This is a genomic window from Enterobacter cloacae complex sp. ECL411 (assembly GCF_021869665.1).
GTDB classification, from domain to species: Bacteria; Pseudomonadota; Gammaproteobacteria; order Enterobacterales; family Enterobacteriaceae; genus Enterobacter; species Enterobacter intestinihominis.
Window position 1 is genome coordinate 81434 of sequence record NZ_CP091487.1, and the last position, 15403, is coordinate 96836.

A 15403-nucleotide genomic window follows, 5' to 3' on the forward strand; every position below is an offset into this window, starting at 1 on the left:
GGAATGCCTTCCAGCTAGAAGTCTTGCAGATGCTCTCCGGGCATTAACTCATTGTCGAATCTGCACCAGTATCACTAGGTTGTTGAGCGGGCGATTAGCTTTTTCACTGAGCCGCTGTACACTCGACTGCTTCAAGAAGCACTACTTACCATTTGCCTGCCGTAAGGTCTGTTCTTAGCTGGATTTTTTTGGGAGGATACGCAGTCATGACAACTCAATCCAGCTCAATACAATACGCTTACGCGCTAGACGGCGAGGGCACCCTCACGCACATTGGCGCTGCCCTGCGCTCACATACTTACACCTGCCCAGGTTGTAAGAGCCCCCTGACCCCGGTAATGGGCGAGTTCAACGCTAAGCACTTTCGCCATTCGGAAGAATGCTGTGCCCTTGAAACCTATCTTCACAAGTGCGGCAAAGAAGCATTCTTCTATCGCTACCAACAAGCTCTCAGCCGTGAAATGCCTATTAGCCTTGAGCTGGAGCGCCGGGTTGCCTGTAATGGTTCTCGTTTAGCCTTGGTTAGAGACGAAGCACGTCAGTGCGTAAAATCCGTGCCTGCACGCTACAACTTGACTCAATTTTTCGATCAGGCAGAGCTGGAAAAACACGATAAGGTCACAGGGCTGCGACCAGACGTGATGTTGTATGATACGACTGGCGAAAGGCGTTGCTACGTAGAGATTTGTGTCACACACCCCTGCTCTCAAGACAAGATCGAAGCCGGTATCCCGATTCTTGAGTTTAAGGTCCAATCTGCCTCTGATATTCAGATGTTGCTTACCGGGGCCTACTCGATCAAGGAGAAGATCCTGAGAGTATTCAACTGGCTTCCCCCGTTTCAATCTGTGGACACCTGTAGCGGCGTCTGCTCAGTAGGTAACGTGGATATGTCTGTCTGGAGTTTAAGTGGTTCCGGCCGACTCAACGAACAAACGATGCCGCTCGCTGAAGTGGATTTAACAATCAATTCTGACGTGAACACATGGCCTAGATCGTTAGGGGCCGCTGAGCTGGCTGATAACTTACGAGCTTTTATCCGTCACGCCGATCCTCATTCACTATTTCCCAACTGCATTATGTGCGAGCAAGCAGGCCGATGGGAGGATGGCTATCTGCAATGTCACAGTAAGGCAAAGATCGTTCCCTACACCGAGGCCCGTCAGTGCGCCAATTACAAGGTTAAGGCATGACCAAAAGACTGACTTGGGAGCAGAAAAGTATTGTCAGCCATGACACCGGACATGCGTTGGTAAAAGCCGTACCTGGTAGCGGGAAAACAACCACACTTGTAAAGCGCGTTGAGCGGCTGGTCAAGACGGGAACTGATCCTCGCTCCATTCTGATCCTGATGTACAACAAGTCGGCGCAGGTGAGCTTCACGGAGAACTTGAAGACGGCACTGATGTCGAGCGTGATTCCAGAAATCCGCACGTTCCACAGCTTGGCCTTAAAGATTGTTGGTTACGGAGAACGCCAACAGATAATCAAGAAGAAAGACCTCATTACTCCAAGCGACTACCGCTATGAGCAACTGGTAAAGCAAGCCTACCGCTATGGCTTTGACCATGAGGCGAATTATATTGACCCCAATGAAATTGAAAACTTCGAGCTGTTTATTGCTCGCTGCCGGGCGGCGGCCGTAACTCCTGTTGATGCTGCCAATGATCCAACGTTCAGCAACATCAAACGGGAGTTTATTCACGCCTATGGCCGCTATTGTGAGCTGCTGGAGGAAAACAGTCTGCGAACCTTTGATGACTGTTTGATTGAGGCTGTCGCACTGTTGCGTAATGACAGCAGCCTTGGTGCCCACTTCAAGCACATCATTGTTGATGAATATCAGGACGTTAACCTGATACAGCATGACATGACCCGCTTGCTATCTAAGTCGGATACGTCGGTTATGGCTGTTGGTGATGTTAACCAGTGTATTTATGAGTGGCGTGGTGCTCGACCAGACTTTATCGGCGGACTGTTTGAAAGGCACTACCCGAATACGAAGGTGTTTCAACTGTCATGCACGTTCAGATTTGGCCATGAGCTTTCCTTGATGGCTAACTCGGTAATTCGGCGCAACTCTACAAAGCTGACCAAGCTTTGTGTCAGTCATCCTAGCACCCCCAAAACAGAGGTCAGATTGCACTTTGATAACTGCCTATCCAAGGTGCTATCAAACCTCTCGGTGAGCAGTGGAACACAAGCCATATTGTCCCGCACTAAGGCGAACCTTGCTGAGGCGGAAATTGCTTTACGCCTGTGTGGGCTACCTTATCGCTACCTCAATGGTTCAAGCGCATTACACACCCGCACCGAAATCGGGATACTGGTAGTTGGCGTCTTGCTGTCTGTGTACGGCGATCTGCGGCTACTGGAAAACCATCCCAACAAACAAGCGATTGTTTACGGCTTTCTGAAGGAGGCTGGTTTTAGATGGCAGAAAGGGCAATTCAAAGCGGCGCTCAGTGGATTGATGGCTCCGCACGCCGACCTATGGTCTGCTCTAGGTCAGTTATTCGAGGGCGCACAATACCAAAAAGATCGGCTGGGCAGGCTCGCCACTATCTGCCAGAAAGACGGAGAGGAAACGCCTGCTATCGATGTGTTACGACGCCTGAGTATGGAGGGTTTCATTGATAGTGTTGGCTCTGAGGGTGTAACTCGCACTGGATCGAACGACCAGCAACGAGGGGTCGTGAGGATCGGGGAGCTACTTGACTCCAGTAAGATCGATTCCCGCACGTTTTTAAACCTTATCTTGAATCCAGGCGAGGCTGCTACTGACTGCGATCCCTTCATCCTTTCCACACTGCATGGTTCCAAGGGGCTGGAGTGGGATAACGTAATACTGATCGGGCTGAATGAGCAGGAATTTCCTGGCGGCAAACCCGATGATGTTTACAGCGTTCGCACATCGATGAACACCCCTCCGGCCGAAGAGGAAATCGAGGAGGAACGTCGGCTGTTTTATGTCGGTATCACTCGCACAAAACAGCAGCTAAATCTGGTGGTCCCTCTTGATGAAGGGCTTGCGCGGTGGCTCAAAAACCGCTGGGATAGCACCCCGAAGAAGTCACCGATAGCTACTCGCTTCGTCTATGAGGCTGGCTGGACTGCTTGTGCGGTTACCAGTGATGCGATCTATAACAGCACGGTAGAGAAACAGAAGGCTGACTTCAGCAAGTTTCACCAATGGTATCTAAGAGATCTTCAGCGGCTAAAAGTCTAGGGCTACCGATACTTTTCGATTTCAGACAGGTGCTCGTTATCCAGATCAATTGTGGCTTTTCTTTCAGAAGCGAGCTTCTTCGCTCGCTTTGCATACTGAAGCCCCTTGGCTGGCTGCTCTCCGCGTAGGATCTGTTCAGCCTGCTTGCTCGTGCTGTGCCCCAGAAAGCGTTCGTACTGCTCGTCAGATACCTCAGTGCCGATCAGTCGTTCGATCCAGCCGCTTTTCGGCGGGTAACTTACGCCCAGCGCAAGCAACTGCCTTTTCTGTACCCACTATTTCCGGCGCGGCCGGCTTCAATCAAGGCTTTGGTTAGAACTACAGCCATTTGGGGACTCTCATACACAAACCTGAACCATGCGGGTCTGATTGGCGGTCAAGATAGCAGCGCATCGAAATCAACACTGAACTCTGCTTCTAAGAACTCAATCGTGGCTGGTTGGCTATCGAGCGATGCTTCCCGTGTAGACTCCAGTGCGCACTCCAATCGACGCAGCAGAGTAAACGGCAAAATGATCTTGCCGAAGTCGGTATGCTTGAAATCCCCCCCCACAGGTCTTCCGCGTTCTTCCAAATGAAATCAGCTTGCGAAGCAGCCGAACCTACGAACTCTGCCATCTTGGCCTCCAACCAACTTTTGCACGAAACGGCACATCTTCCAAAAGAGGGTTGTCAACCAAGTTTTGCACAAAACGGACTTTGATCCATTTCTAACTAAAATCTACAATCCAACCTCAGATTGCAAATAGCCTATGTTTATTACAGATGGTATGGTTCGTGTTTTTGTTTATTCGATGGCAACTGTACTCTTTCTGCCGCTTGGCTTGTTGAAAAGCACGTGGTGGTTTTCACCATTGTTTGCGATAGCTGCTATTGATTACTTAATGTTTCTGCGTCGACAAGGCTAGTTGCTGAACCTCATACCTCAGAGCAATCTGTATGTTTTTTACACCACTGGTTAAAAGGTCAGGCTACGTTCCTGACGTTTTTTAAAAAACAGTTTTATGTTTGATGCGTTACTGGTCTGTCTGGTAACCCAGTGGTACATTACCATTATTAAGGCTGGCTGGCGGTGGTGCATCATGCTTAAACGACCCTCTCTGAGCGTACTTTCCGACAGTCCTGTGCACCGCACCACTTACCCGGCAGGCCTATGTCTTGGTTATTCTTCGTTGTACCTTTTTCTTCAGCTTTATCCCTGACATGTCTGTCTGAACAGTTCTAAGCAAACCGGAATGTTGTCATGGCCAAAGTACAAGGGCTCTTTGTTGGATACCGAAAATTCGCTGTTGATCGTGACTGGCTTCGTCAGCAGGAAGAACAACGTTATCGGGATCGCCAGCGACAATTTGATGAATGGTCCAGGAAATGGGTCACTGTAACCAGGCTCAAAGAGACTCGTTTATGGACTGACGGAGCCATCAGGCGATGGTTGGGTGAACCTCAGCAGCAGGGTAAATATAAAGTTTTCCCCGTTGAAGCGGTTTTGGCTGCTGAGAAGTTGAATGAGTTTCGGCTCTGGCTTAAACCCCGACTGGAAAAGAAACGTGCCCAGCACCACCACTTTTTAATTCCATTTCTGTAAAGTAGAAACAACGGCAGTTCCGGCCGCATTCAAGGCTTCGGCATCTGGTCAGAAATAAAGCGCCATTTTTCAGTATAAGGGAGGTTAGATAGTGGAAGGTATTGAGACACTGAGTTTGCAGCTTGATGAGAATGAAACTATGGCCCTTGCTCAATTAGTTAAACGTCTGAGCTGGAGCGATCTTCGTGGCTGTGCTGTGAGTGACGAAGAAGCCTGGGTAATGAAAAGCGCAATTGAAAAATTACAACAGGCGTTAAGGGAAGAAGGTTATGCGCCTCGATGAGGCTGGCTTCGTTCTTTATTCCGATAACAAATTTGCTTAAGGACTAACTATGAGCCAGCACTGGTATGAGGTGAAAAGCAATCAGGGAATTGTTCAGGTGATTGTTGGGAGAAGATATTAATGTAATGCGTTTCTGCATTACATCAAGCAGATTAGCTTTTTCTGGTCAAAATAGACGATGTGATTTTTCTTTAGCCGAAGTCCATCCGCTCCCCACGCAACCGGTAAAGGTTCGCAGGTTTAATAAAGATAGGTTTCGTATCTCCCTAAGGGTGGGATAGGTAAACTCATAATGGCATCTGTGTTTACTATGTAAGTATTCGGGTAAAATTCATCTAATACAGTAAAGTTTAGTTTCTTACAAAAGCTTAATAAATATGGGTTTTTCACGTCTTCTATTACAACATCGCACCAGGGATTCGATTCACAGCAAAGCTTCAGAAAAGACTTAAACCATCCCTTGTTTTGTATTTCTTCCGGAAGCCGTACCACATGTATGGTCAGACAATCTCCATGATAACGATTAGTACTTTGTCTAAGCCCTACAACAATCCCCTTTTCTTGAATCTGTACACCTGCCTGATGCTCTTTCATGTCGGGCGTATAGTGCCTTGCTCTGTTTAACCAGGCCACCAGCTGCTGAGCCGTACTTGGTGATTCTTCAGCTATCCATTTCAGGTACTTGATGCGGTCCATATGCGCCTCCCTGTACGATTTCCAATGAACAAAGGCTCTACAGTATTAAGCTGCTGTAGAGCTCATTCAACCAAGCTCAAACTGTGCGTATTAAAGGATGCCTAACCTTTTTGTTTCATCGATCCACGGTCTGAATTCTTCCAGTAGATTATCATATAACTTTTCATCGCTAATCGAACCGAAATCATCCATGGCAAAGAAGTGGGTGTTATCAACCCGGCGGTCAGTAAAGTCATCCAGATTTTTGAGGATACCGTAGCTTGAACCACCCAGGCCGACAAACTTCCAGAAGATGGGGTAGTTGGCAGAACGCCGGATTGCATCTTTAATCGCCCGGGTCTTGCTGATCCCGCCATCGGTAATAAATACAACATACACCGGGATTTTCGAGTCCTTAAAGTAGTCGACTATTTCTTCCATCACAGGAGGCTCGTTGTTTGTCCCTCCGAGGCCCGGCAGGTTCTCCCAGGCTGAACGCTTTCCAGCCCCGCGAATGGACTGAATATATGTGTCCAGGTTGTCCAGTGTGACGTTTGGATACTTCTTATGCTTCTCTCCAAATCCCCAGACATCCATTTCACCGTCGTCGTCGAACTGGGCGGCAAGAACGGCGATGCGGTCCAGCACAGACTGAACGTTACCCTTACTGAACTGGCCACTCATTGAGCCGGATGCGTCAAGTACAAATGCAACCGCTGCCTCAAGGGTGTCCAGTTTATTTTTAGTAAGACTGACCGAGGCTTTTTTAGCGAGGCTTACAAGGCGCGGAGATCTGGTTTCCAGTTTCTTTTCCAGACTGATACGAGCAGGCTTTGCTGGCTGCGGAGCTGGCTGTGCGACATCAACGCCATAGCTAATGGCCAGAGGCTCAAGACCACCGTTGAAACCCTGCCCGAGCGCACGAAGCTTCCAGGCGCCATTGTGCCGATATACTTCACCCAGGATAATTGCTTTCTCACTGCGGCCCTGAGTCTCAGCCTGGAACTCAGCGATTCCTTGAGCCTGCATGCTCAACGAACTGAGCCCACTGATGGTATCTTCACCATCAATGACAACGGTGATCGCAATTTTACTGACGTTCGCCGGAACACGATCCAGTGCTATATCAATGCTGGACTGCTGCGAACCGGTAACGAGCTTGACAGCCCCCTCAGGAGAAGACAAATTATTATAAAAGATAAAGTCAGAATCGCCACTGACCTTTCCCTGAGCATTAAGCAAGAACAGGCAGGTATCGGGTTCGCCTTTAAAGCCGAATTTGGCAGGGTACTGAAGATTCAGCCTGATAGCAGATTGCTGAAGGGGTATGTTTTGTCCGGATTGTAGATTCATATTAACTCTCCTGATTTTTGATTATTTTTAAAGCGCAGCGTTTATATATGTTCCCCAGGCTTAGTTCAGGACGCTGGATATTCGGTGAGGCGTAAATATGGTGTGACACCATATTTCATCACGCTGAAGTTTCTATACCTGTTGAATTTGAATTTTCATTGCCCGGGTATCTTATGTTCCAGATCCCGTTCCTTCATAAATCGCAAAAGTAACATATATCCGAGGGGCATGCTGTTGATATAAGGCACGGAATACTGGCTTAACCAGCAACCATAGATAAACCCGGGTCCTGCAAAAAGGTTCACGCCAGAATTAACATTACTCTGCTTTCTGAAAACGCCCGGCCCCCTTTCTCAGATTCAACAGCTGATAGCGGATCGTTACCCAAAAAAAACCCCGGCATTGCCGGGGTCAGACTCAGCGTCTTTTAGACATTGACGCCGTGCTGGGAAGCAAGCGCTGACAGGCCACCGGCAAAACCCTGGCCGACAGCTTTAAACTTCCACTCAGCGCCATGGCGATACAGTTCACCGAAGACCATTGCGGTTTCAGTTGAGGCGTCTTCAGACAGATCGAAACGGGCAATTTCCGTGCCGTTGTCGTTGTTGTAAACGCGCATGAAGCTGTTGCTCACCATGCCGAAGTTTTGTTTACGCGCTTCTGCATCATAGATGGTAACGGCAAACACCAGTTTTTTGATGTCTGCTGAGACTTTGGTCAGATCAATTTTGACCTGCTCATCGTCGCCGTCGCCTTCACCAGTACGGTTGTCGCCCTGGTGCTCTACTGCGCCATCAGGGCTGGTTTTATTATTGAAGAAAATGAAATGGGCATCTGACAGCACTTTACCGTCTTCACCTACTGCGAATACGGAAGCGTCAAGGTCAAAACCCTGACCATCGGTTACACGGGCATCCCAGCCCAGACCAACCATAGCGACATTCATGGTTGGTGCTTCTTTGGTCAGAGATACGTTGCCGCCTTTTACGAGAGAAACTGCCATTTTTAGCTCCTGCAAACAGTTGAATGAGGCTGAATTAACAGCCCCGGATATGAAAAGTTACTTTTCGATCAGGACGCGTTAATGCCGTACTGAGCACATACAGATGCCAGACCACCAGCATAACCCTGGCCTACTGCGCGGAATTTCCACTCACCATTGTGGCGATACAGCTCGCCAAACAGCATGGCGGTTTCAGTGGACGCATCTTCGGTCAGATCGTAGCGAGCGACTTCAGTCTGGTTATCGTCATTAACCAGACGAATAAACGCACCGGATACCTGACCAAAGCTCTGGCGACGAGCCTGAGCATCGTGGATGGTCACAACGAAGATGATCTTGTCAACTTCAGACGGGACGGCGTCCAGTTTAATTTTCAGCGATTCATCATCACCATCGCCCTCACCGGTGCGGTTATCGCCGGTGTGCGTTACGGAACCGTCGGATGACGTCAGGTTGTTATAGAAGATGAAATCTGAATCGCCGCGCACTTTGCCGTTTGAGGCCAGCAGGAATGCTGAAGCATCCAGGTCAAAGTCCTGACCGTCTGTTGAACGCGCATCCCAGCCAAGGCCCACCAGGACGTTTTTCATTGACGGAGCTGCTTTACTCAGGGAGACGTTCCCGCCTTTGGAAAGAGAAACACTCATAAAATAACCTCTTCGATTAGTAATTGTTCAGGTTAACACTTAAGGGGATTAACTCCCCTTTTCCTCAGATTCAGGTTTGCCCGGGAACATGACGCTTGCGAGAATGCCCAGCGCCAGTACACCCAGTACAACATACAGGCTGGTTGTAGCCGCAATGCTGTAACCATGATGCCAGATGTGATCGGTCGCATTCAGGCCGAGTTTTGCCGCGATGAAGAACAGCAGCACGATAACGGCCTTCTCCAGATGAACCAGGTACTGTTTCAGTGCCTCAAGGACAAAATACAGAGTACGCAGGCCCAGGATAGCAAACATCATGGCACTATAGACGATAAGCGGTTCACGACTGACGGCAATGATTGCCGGTACCGAGTCAAACGCGAACATTACGTCCGAGAGTTCAACCACAGCCACACACAGGAACAGCGGGGTCGCATATAGCGCCGCTTTTTTACCACGGCCAATGGTGACATCGCTGTTTTCTGGTTTCGCCAGTTCGGCATCCACTTCCTTCTGGTTAAGCAGGAAGGCATGCCCTCTGAGCTTCGGCCAGATAGGGAAGAAGCGTTTAACCATGCGGTAAGCCAGATGCTGGGAGTAATCCTCAATTTCATCATCGTCATCACCGCTTTTAAGCATCATGACCGCCGTCCAGGCAACGATAATAGCGAAGACAACTTCAACGTACGGCCCCAGACTCAGCAGGCTCGTACCGATGGCGACAAAGATGCCCCTGAAGACAATGGCACCAATGATCCCCCAGTAGAGAACACGGTGGCGATAACGATCCGGAACGGCGAACCAGGAGAAGATGGCCATCATGACGAACAGGTTGTCGACCGACAGCACTTTCTCCAGCGCATAACCCGTGACAAACAGACTGGCAACCTCAGCACCGTGGTGGATATAGAGGAAACCGGCAAATGCCATCGCAACCACAACCCAGAATACGGACCAGAGCGCCGCACTCTTAAGCGAGATTGGCTTGTCATCACGGTGCATAAACAGGTCAATAAAGATGGCACCGACTGAAAGCGCAATAAAAACAATGACCGTTTCAGTCGGGAAGCCGATGTGTGTGGAAACCATATTTTACCCTTAGGGATGTGGATCAGAGGCCAAATTCAGCCGGGTCGAAGCCCAACGCGATAGCGATCTCGCGGGAGGCCAGTTTCTCGTCCTGATCGAAGTTACCGTCACTTTTTGCAACGGCAATACCAACACGTAAGGCCAGCTGAGCGGCCTCAGGCTGATCTTTCAACGCCAGGATGTATTTCATGGTTTCGCCCTTGCCGATTTCAACATCGAAATCGAAGCTTGAAACCAGTTTATTGAAGAACTCGATCACCTCATTGGTATCGAATACCTTCAGCTCTTCTGAAGAGCGAAGAAAGCCCATCATTTTCTGCTTTTCTTCCGAACTCACGCCGTCACTCGATACGGCAATACGGGCACATACAGCAACGGTGCCGTGCATAAATTTTTTGTTTTTGAAACGGCCAACCTGGCGGGTCAGTTCGTCCCGGCCAGAGTTAATGGCACCTTTTACCTTGTCGAAAAAGCTCATACCTGTTTCCTTTGTTGCTGTGTTATTTAGAACCGGCGCTCCAGCGAAATCCCCAGCCAAATGCCCGGTCCATTTCGTCCTGGCCTTTGAAGTACTGGTTAATTCGCTCGACTTTAATTGCACCGTTTTCGTTTACGAGTCTGGCAATGGCGCACAATGTGCGACGGTTTTCACCTTCGGTCAGGCGGGTCTCAATGGGCGGTTGATCCGGCACATGAATGGTGACCACACCATCAGTCTTGTCCCAGCTGGGAACACCTTCATAAATAAAGGCGTAAATCAGCACTTCGCGGATATGCTTCCATTCACGTCCATTGATATGCAGCCACTCGCCGTCTGATACATCACCCGTCCGGTCATCTCCCTTGAGCTGAACATACGGTTCATCGCGATAATCACCGAATGCATTACCGAGCGCCTGAATGACCGATTTATACCCGTCCTGAAGCTCAACAAAGGCCCCCAGATCCAGGTCGATTCCTTTGGAGCCGAACATGCCTGCAAAGCCGGATTTGCCGCTGCCTCGGTGCCAGTTCAGGTTGATCCGGATTTCACCGAAGTTATCCCGTTTGGTCAGGCTGATTGCAGGCTTCTCTTTTGTCAGCGATACCTTGCTCAGGCTGATTTTTGTCTCAACTGGCGGAGGGGTTACAACCGGAGGAGTCGGGGCTGCGGGAGCAGGTTCGTCGGCAATATTTACGCCGAAATGCTCTGCCAGCGGTTTAAGTCCACCGTTGAACCCCTGCGCAACAAAGCGGAATTTCCAGTCATTATTACGACGGTAAAATTCACCCAGAATTAAGGCTGCTTCCTGACGGCCGCTCAGTTCGACACTGCCGCTAACCAGGCCGGTAGCCCCTTGCTCCACGTCGATGGAAAGATTACGAAGACCGGACACCGTCTGCCCACCGTCACAGGTCACGGTGAACGCAATTTTTTGGACATCAGGTTTCAGCCGGTTGAGCGCGACAGTAAAGGTTGAGTACTGGCCTTCACTGACCAGGCTGACGGTACCATCATCGTTACGTGGCTGACCATAGAACACCATGTCCGCATCACCCTGCACCTTCCCGTCGGCATACAGGCGAAACGCCGAAGCATCCACCTGGCCGCCCGAGGTGATCCGGACCCGCAACTCCTGGGCTGGAACGGGGGCATTGCCCCCCGGCGTCAGGTTCATTAGCGGATAACCGCTGAAACGATATCGGAGTGCATATCGTCAATTGTGCGGCCGCGACAGGCATGGCCAAGGGCGGTAAAGTCCCAGTTGCCGTTATTACGGTGCAGCGAAGAAATAACGATCCCGGTATGTGAGCCCTGCTCAGTCAGCTTGTAGCGAGCCAGCTCTTTGCCGGTTTGATCGACAACGCGGCAGAACGCGTTTTCGACGTCATTGAACGACTGACCACGGAAGCTGTTTACCGTAAACGCCAGGTATTCAACGTTTGCAGGCAGTCGGGAGAGGTTGACCTTAATCACTTCATCGTCACCGTCACCCTCACCGGTCAGGTTATCGCCACTGTGCACAACAGCGCCGCAGGTGGATTCCAGTTTGCGGAACCAGATGGTGTCAATTGTTTTACCGGTGCTGTCCATTAATACGCAGCCAGCATCGAGATCGATTGAGTCGTTGCCTCCAAACAATCCTCCAAGAAGACCTTTTTTCTTAACCGGATCCCAACCGAGACCGAAATGAAGCTGGCTTAATGCAGATGATTCTTTGCTGAGTGATACCGTCTGGTTCTTAACTAATGAAACCATGTTCTATTCCTTAAAATAGTAATGACCGAGACAATCAAAGGGTTGTTTATTAACTGACGAAGAAAATCATATCATGATGAAGTTCTCTGACAAGGGAAATTTTGGTAGTTTTCTGTAAAAACATAAAAAAGAAAACCTTTTCAGGGTGTTAATTTTCTATGTTTAATTTAAATATCAATACTTTATCTGGAATCCAAAAAATACTGACTCACTTCATAACCACAGAAGTTATTAATCATATTATGATTGACATGTAGCTTAGACACTCATAGACTCACTTCTCAATCATAAATTTGCATGACGTTCCGGATAATTAAAAAAAATGAACAAGAAAATTTGGTTTATGGAAGGTTTATCCTCCCAGCGAGATATTATTCAGGGGGTAAAATCATTTGCACAAAAAAATAATTTTGCCATTACCGTTTTTGCCTCCCACCGTAACGAAAGAAATGAAATCCTTTCCGTTGCCGATTATTCTTTGACTGAACCTGAAGATCCTCAAAAACGTCTCCAGTTTATTCAGGAAACCATTCAGACCTACGGCATCCACCATATTCATACTGGCCGTAACAGCCAGTGGTTTGAAGAACACCGTTCAGCCATTGAATCGACCGGTGCCACCCTTACTACCGGTGCAACGAGCGTCGACTGGTTAACTCTGGCTGACGAAAAAGTTACTTTTGCTCAGTTTATGGAGCAAAAGGGACTCCCGGTTGTACCATCCTGGAGGGTGAATACGCTGGCAGAATTAAAGACACACCTCGCGTCCCCGCCGTTCACTGACAGCCCGGTATGCGTGAAGCCGGTGACGGGTATCTATGGCATGGGATTCTGGCGCTTTGATGACAGTGCTTCGCCTATGGCCGTCTTTAATCATCCCGAACATCGTCTGGTCAGTCCGCAACAGTATATTGCAGCAGCATCAGCTGCTGAGTCGTTTAAACCCCTTGTTTTGATGCCGTACCTGCCAGGCCCGGAATTTTCCGTCGATATCCTCGCGGATAAGGGCGAAATACTCGCAGCCGTGGGACGCCGTAAGGAAGGGGCTATCCAGTATCTGGTAAACGAAGGTAGCGCCTGGGAACTGGCGTGTGACTGCGCCCGGGTTATGAAGGCCGACGGGCTGGTGAATGTTCAGACGCGAAACGATGTGAATGGCAACCCGGTGCTGCTTGAAACCAACATGCGTCCGTCAGGGGGGGTGGGTTATACCCTTCACAGCGGGGTGAACCTTCCTGGGTTATTTGCTGCCTTTAAGCTCGGTCTGATGTCTGAAGATATGGTGCGCCAGAGCGCTAAAAACACCTTTTCTCCGGTTGCGGTGAGAGCCATTACGGATGTAATTGCATACCCGGAATCACTCTCTAACCTTTTGAATTAAGGCGTGTTTATGTCTGATAACCTCGAAGATATGATTTATCGCCGTACCCTCTCATGCGGTACGATTCAGGTAATCCGCGATCAGGGTGAAGTTTCGCTCGATGACCTGTTTGATATCGCTGAAAGACGTAACCCGAAACGCGCCTTTCTGTTTGTCAGCAAAGTACTCGGCAGGCACATTCCCGTGCCACCCTCAGTCATGCGGCAGGCCTACAGACAGCTTGCCAGCCAGTTCCCCTCAACGCTGACAGGGCCCGTACTGTTTATCGGTATGGCTGAAACCGCCGTTGGGCTTGGGGCCGGTGTGTTTGATGAAGTGCGCCACCAGCATCGTGAATCTGTATATCTGACCTCTACCCGTCACCCGGTTGATGGCACGTTGCTTTGCGAGTTCAAGGAAGAACACAGCCACGCCACTGATCATCTGATCTATCTGCCAGATGATGAAGAGAAAAGACGTCGTGTTACCAACGCGCGAACGCTGGTTTTGATTGATGACGAGGCAACCACCGGTAATACCTTTATTAACCTGCTTTCTGCCCTGCGTAATACCGGCAAGCTTCAACATATTGAACAGGTTATCGCCGTTACGCTTACCGACTGGAGTGGCAAAGCCTTGTCCGAGCGCAGCACCTTACCCGTCACTTCTGTTTCTCTTGTAAGCGGTCAGTGGGGATGGACCACATTACCAGATGCACCGGTCCCGGACATGCCGAAAGTCAACGTAACTTCACGCGGAGAATGGGACATCCAGGGGAAACAGTCATGGGGTCGACTGGGGATGCTCGCACCTGCGGCCGATCTCGGCCATGAGGTTTCCGTCCGCAAAGGGGAGCGTGTTCTGGTTCTCGGGACAGGGGAATTCGTCTGGGAGCCGTTCCTGCTTGCAGAACGGCTCGAAGCTGCCGGGGCAAAGGCATTTTACGGTTCGACCACCCGCTCCCCTATCGCCGTTGGTTATGCCATTGAGTCCGCCATTTCCTTTACGGATAACTACGGGCTGGGCATCCCCAATTTTGTCTATAACGTCGCCCACCAGCAGTTTGACCGCATTCTTGTGTGTACTGAGACACCCGCAGAAAGTATTGACGCGCAGCTTCTTAAGGCGCTGGCTGAGGTTGCGCCCGTCGTGGAGATTGTTACCTATGAATAAACCCGTTGTTCTGAGCGACCTTGACGACACGCTCTTTCAGACCCGTCGTAAAATGGTGGACGAGCTGGCCCTGGAGCCATTCCGTACCGGTGCCGTTGATCGTACCCTGAATCCACGAAGCTTTATGACGGAAGAACAGTCCATGTTAGTGGACTGGCTTCTGGAGCAGGCTGAACTCATTCCCGTTACCGCACGGGGAACTGAAGAAATCAGCCGCGTACGGATCCCTTTCCACTCCTGGGCAATCACCACGCACGGGGCCGTCATTCTCACGCCTGAAGGCAACCCCGACGAGGAGTGGAAGGCCCATATGCTCGGCCAGCTGGCTCCCTATCAGGAAAAGCTGACATCGATGCAGCGACTGATAACTGAAATGATGGACGCAAAAGGGATTAATGCCTGGGCAAGACTGAACTTCGAATACGGTGAAACGGCGGTTTATATGGTGATGAAACACCGCGACAGCACCCGCCTTGACGAGCTCAATGCCATTGCAGATGAGATAGAAACGGTGTTTCCGACCGAGGGCTTCTACATCCACCGCAACAGTAATAACGTGGCCTGGCTACCCACCCCGGTTGAGAAAGGGCTGGCCGTCAGCTGGCTGCTTGAAAAACTTCGAGCTGAACGCGGCGTTTTCCCCGTAATTGGTCTGGGCGACAGCCTGAGCGATCATCGTTTTATGAAACTGTGCAGCTGGTTTGGCATCCCGCGTCAGAGTCAGTTTGCAGATGCCATTTCACAGCGAATTTTTGGAGAAAATTAAA

16 protein-coding genes and 1 pseudogene are annotated in these 15403 nt (G+C 49.9%); 7 read left to right on the plus strand and 10 right to left on the minus strand.

What is annotated here, in order from left to right; all coding sequences use genetic code 11:
- The first annotated feature begins 206 nt into the window (after window positions 1-206).
- Together L3069_RS23265 and L3069_RS23270 are read left to right on the plus strand one after the other, a co-directional pair.
- A complete protein-coding gene (locus L3069_RS23265; RefSeq protein WP_000211823.1) occupies window positions 207-1193 on the plus strand; it encodes a hypothetical protein in 987 nt (328 codons plus the stop codon).
- Complete coding sequence (locus L3069_RS23270) at window positions 1190-3229, plus strand: ATP-dependent helicase (RefSeq protein WP_000166877.1); 2040 nt, start codon at window positions 1190-1192, stop codon at window positions 3227-3229. Before L3069_RS23265 ends, L3069_RS23270 begins: the two co-directional genes overlap by 4 nt.
- A 2-nt stretch (window positions 3230-3231) precedes the next feature.
- Here L3069_RS23270 and L3069_RS23275 read toward each other — a convergent pair whose 3' ends face one another.
- Window positions 3232-3486, minus strand: coding sequence for a hypothetical protein (locus L3069_RS23275; protein ID WP_000880375.1), 255 nt, complete (start codon window positions 3484-3486; stop codon window positions 3232-3234).
- A gap of 140 nt (window positions 3487-3626) precedes the next feature.
- Window positions 3627-3847 (minus strand): annotated as a pseudogene (locus tag L3069_RS23280) (type I restriction-modification system subunit M N-terminal domain-containing protein); the annotation flags it as partial.
- Between the two features lie 625 nt (window positions 3848-4472).
- Between L3069_RS23280 and L3069_RS23285 the strand changes: the two are divergent.
- Complete coding sequence (locus tag L3069_RS23285; RefSeq protein WP_001151572.1) at window positions 4473-4814, plus strand: hypothetical protein; 342 nt, start codon at window positions 4473-4475, stop codon at window positions 4812-4814.
- Window positions 4815-4905: 91 nt separating this feature from the next.
- Complete coding sequence (locus L3069_RS23290) at window positions 4906-5097, plus strand: hypothetical protein (RefSeq protein ID WP_000398479.1); 192 nt, start codon at window positions 4906-4908, stop codon at window positions 5095-5097.
- Between the two features lie 240 nt (window positions 5098-5337).
- On the opposite strand, the gene L3069_RS23295 is transcribed toward L3069_RS23290, so the two are convergent.
- The 8 genes from L3069_RS23295 to L3069_RS23330 form a co-directional block, all read right to left on the minus strand.
- The gene (locus tag L3069_RS23295) at window positions 5338-5793 is read right to left on the minus strand and encodes a hypothetical protein (protein WP_000374058.1); all 456 of its coding nucleotides are present in this window, start codon (window positions 5791-5793) and stop codon (window positions 5338-5340) included.
- Between the two features lie 90 nt (window positions 5794-5883).
- Complete coding sequence (locus L3069_RS23300; protein ID WP_236901920.1) at window positions 5884-7125, minus strand: VWA domain-containing protein; 1242 nt, start codon at window positions 7123-7125, stop codon at window positions 5884-5886.
- A 427-nt stretch (window positions 7126-7552) separates the two neighbouring features.
- Window positions 7553-8128, minus strand: coding sequence for a TerD family protein (locus L3069_RS23305; RefSeq protein ID WP_020996162.1), 576 nt, complete (start codon window positions 8126-8128; stop codon window positions 7553-7555).
- A 68-nt stretch (window positions 8129-8196) separates the two neighbouring features.
- Complete coding sequence (gene terD, locus L3069_RS23310; protein WP_000116680.1) at window positions 8197-8775, minus strand: tellurium resistance membrane protein TerD; 579 nt, start codon at window positions 8773-8775, stop codon at window positions 8197-8199.
- 48 nt (window positions 8776-8823) lie between these two features.
- The gene (terC, locus tag L3069_RS23315) at window positions 8824-9864 is read right to left on the minus strand and encodes a tellurium resistance membrane protein TerC (RefSeq protein WP_000255079.1); all 1041 of its coding nucleotides are present in this window, start codon (window positions 9862-9864) and stop codon (window positions 8824-8826) included.
- Window positions 9865-9886: 22 nt separating this feature from the next.
- Window positions 9887-10342, minus strand: coding sequence for a tellurite resistance TerB family protein (locus L3069_RS23320; protein WP_000007448.1), 456 nt, complete (start codon window positions 10340-10342; stop codon window positions 9887-9889).
- 22 nt (window positions 10343-10364) lie between these two features.
- On the minus strand, window positions 10365-11522 hold the full coding sequence (locus L3069_RS23325) for a TerD family protein (protein WP_001054786.1): 1158 nt from the start codon (window positions 11520-11522) through the stop codon (window positions 10365-10367).
- Entirely contained in the window at window positions 11522-12103 is a 582-nt protein-coding gene (locus L3069_RS23330; protein ID WP_040113325.1) for a TerD family protein, read from the minus strand. The genes L3069_RS23325 and L3069_RS23330 overlap by 1 nt, the downstream gene beginning before the upstream one ends.
- A 322-nt stretch (window positions 12104-12425) precedes the next feature.
- Here L3069_RS23330 and L3069_RS23335 point away from each other — a divergent pair, with 322 nt between their 5' ends.
- The 3 genes from L3069_RS23335 to L3069_RS23345 are packed head-to-tail and all read left to right on the plus strand — an operon-like array spanning window position 12426 to window position 15402.
- On the plus strand, window positions 12426-13484 hold the full coding sequence (locus L3069_RS23335) for an ATP-grasp domain-containing protein (RefSeq protein WP_040113324.1): 1059 nt from the start codon (window positions 12426-12428) through the stop codon (window positions 13482-13484).
- Window positions 13485-13493: 9 nt separating this feature from the next.
- Window positions 13494-14636: a phosphoribosyltransferase domain-containing protein gene (locus tag L3069_RS23340; RefSeq protein WP_001282603.1), complete on the plus strand. Its 1143-nt coding sequence runs from the start codon at window positions 13494-13496 to the stop codon at window positions 14634-14636.
- Complete coding sequence (locus L3069_RS23345; protein ID WP_001040062.1) at window positions 14629-15402, plus strand: hypothetical protein; 774 nt, start codon at window positions 14629-14631, stop codon at window positions 15400-15402. Before L3069_RS23340 ends, L3069_RS23345 begins: the two co-directional genes overlap by 8 nt.
- Window position 15403: the final 1 nt, after the last annotated feature.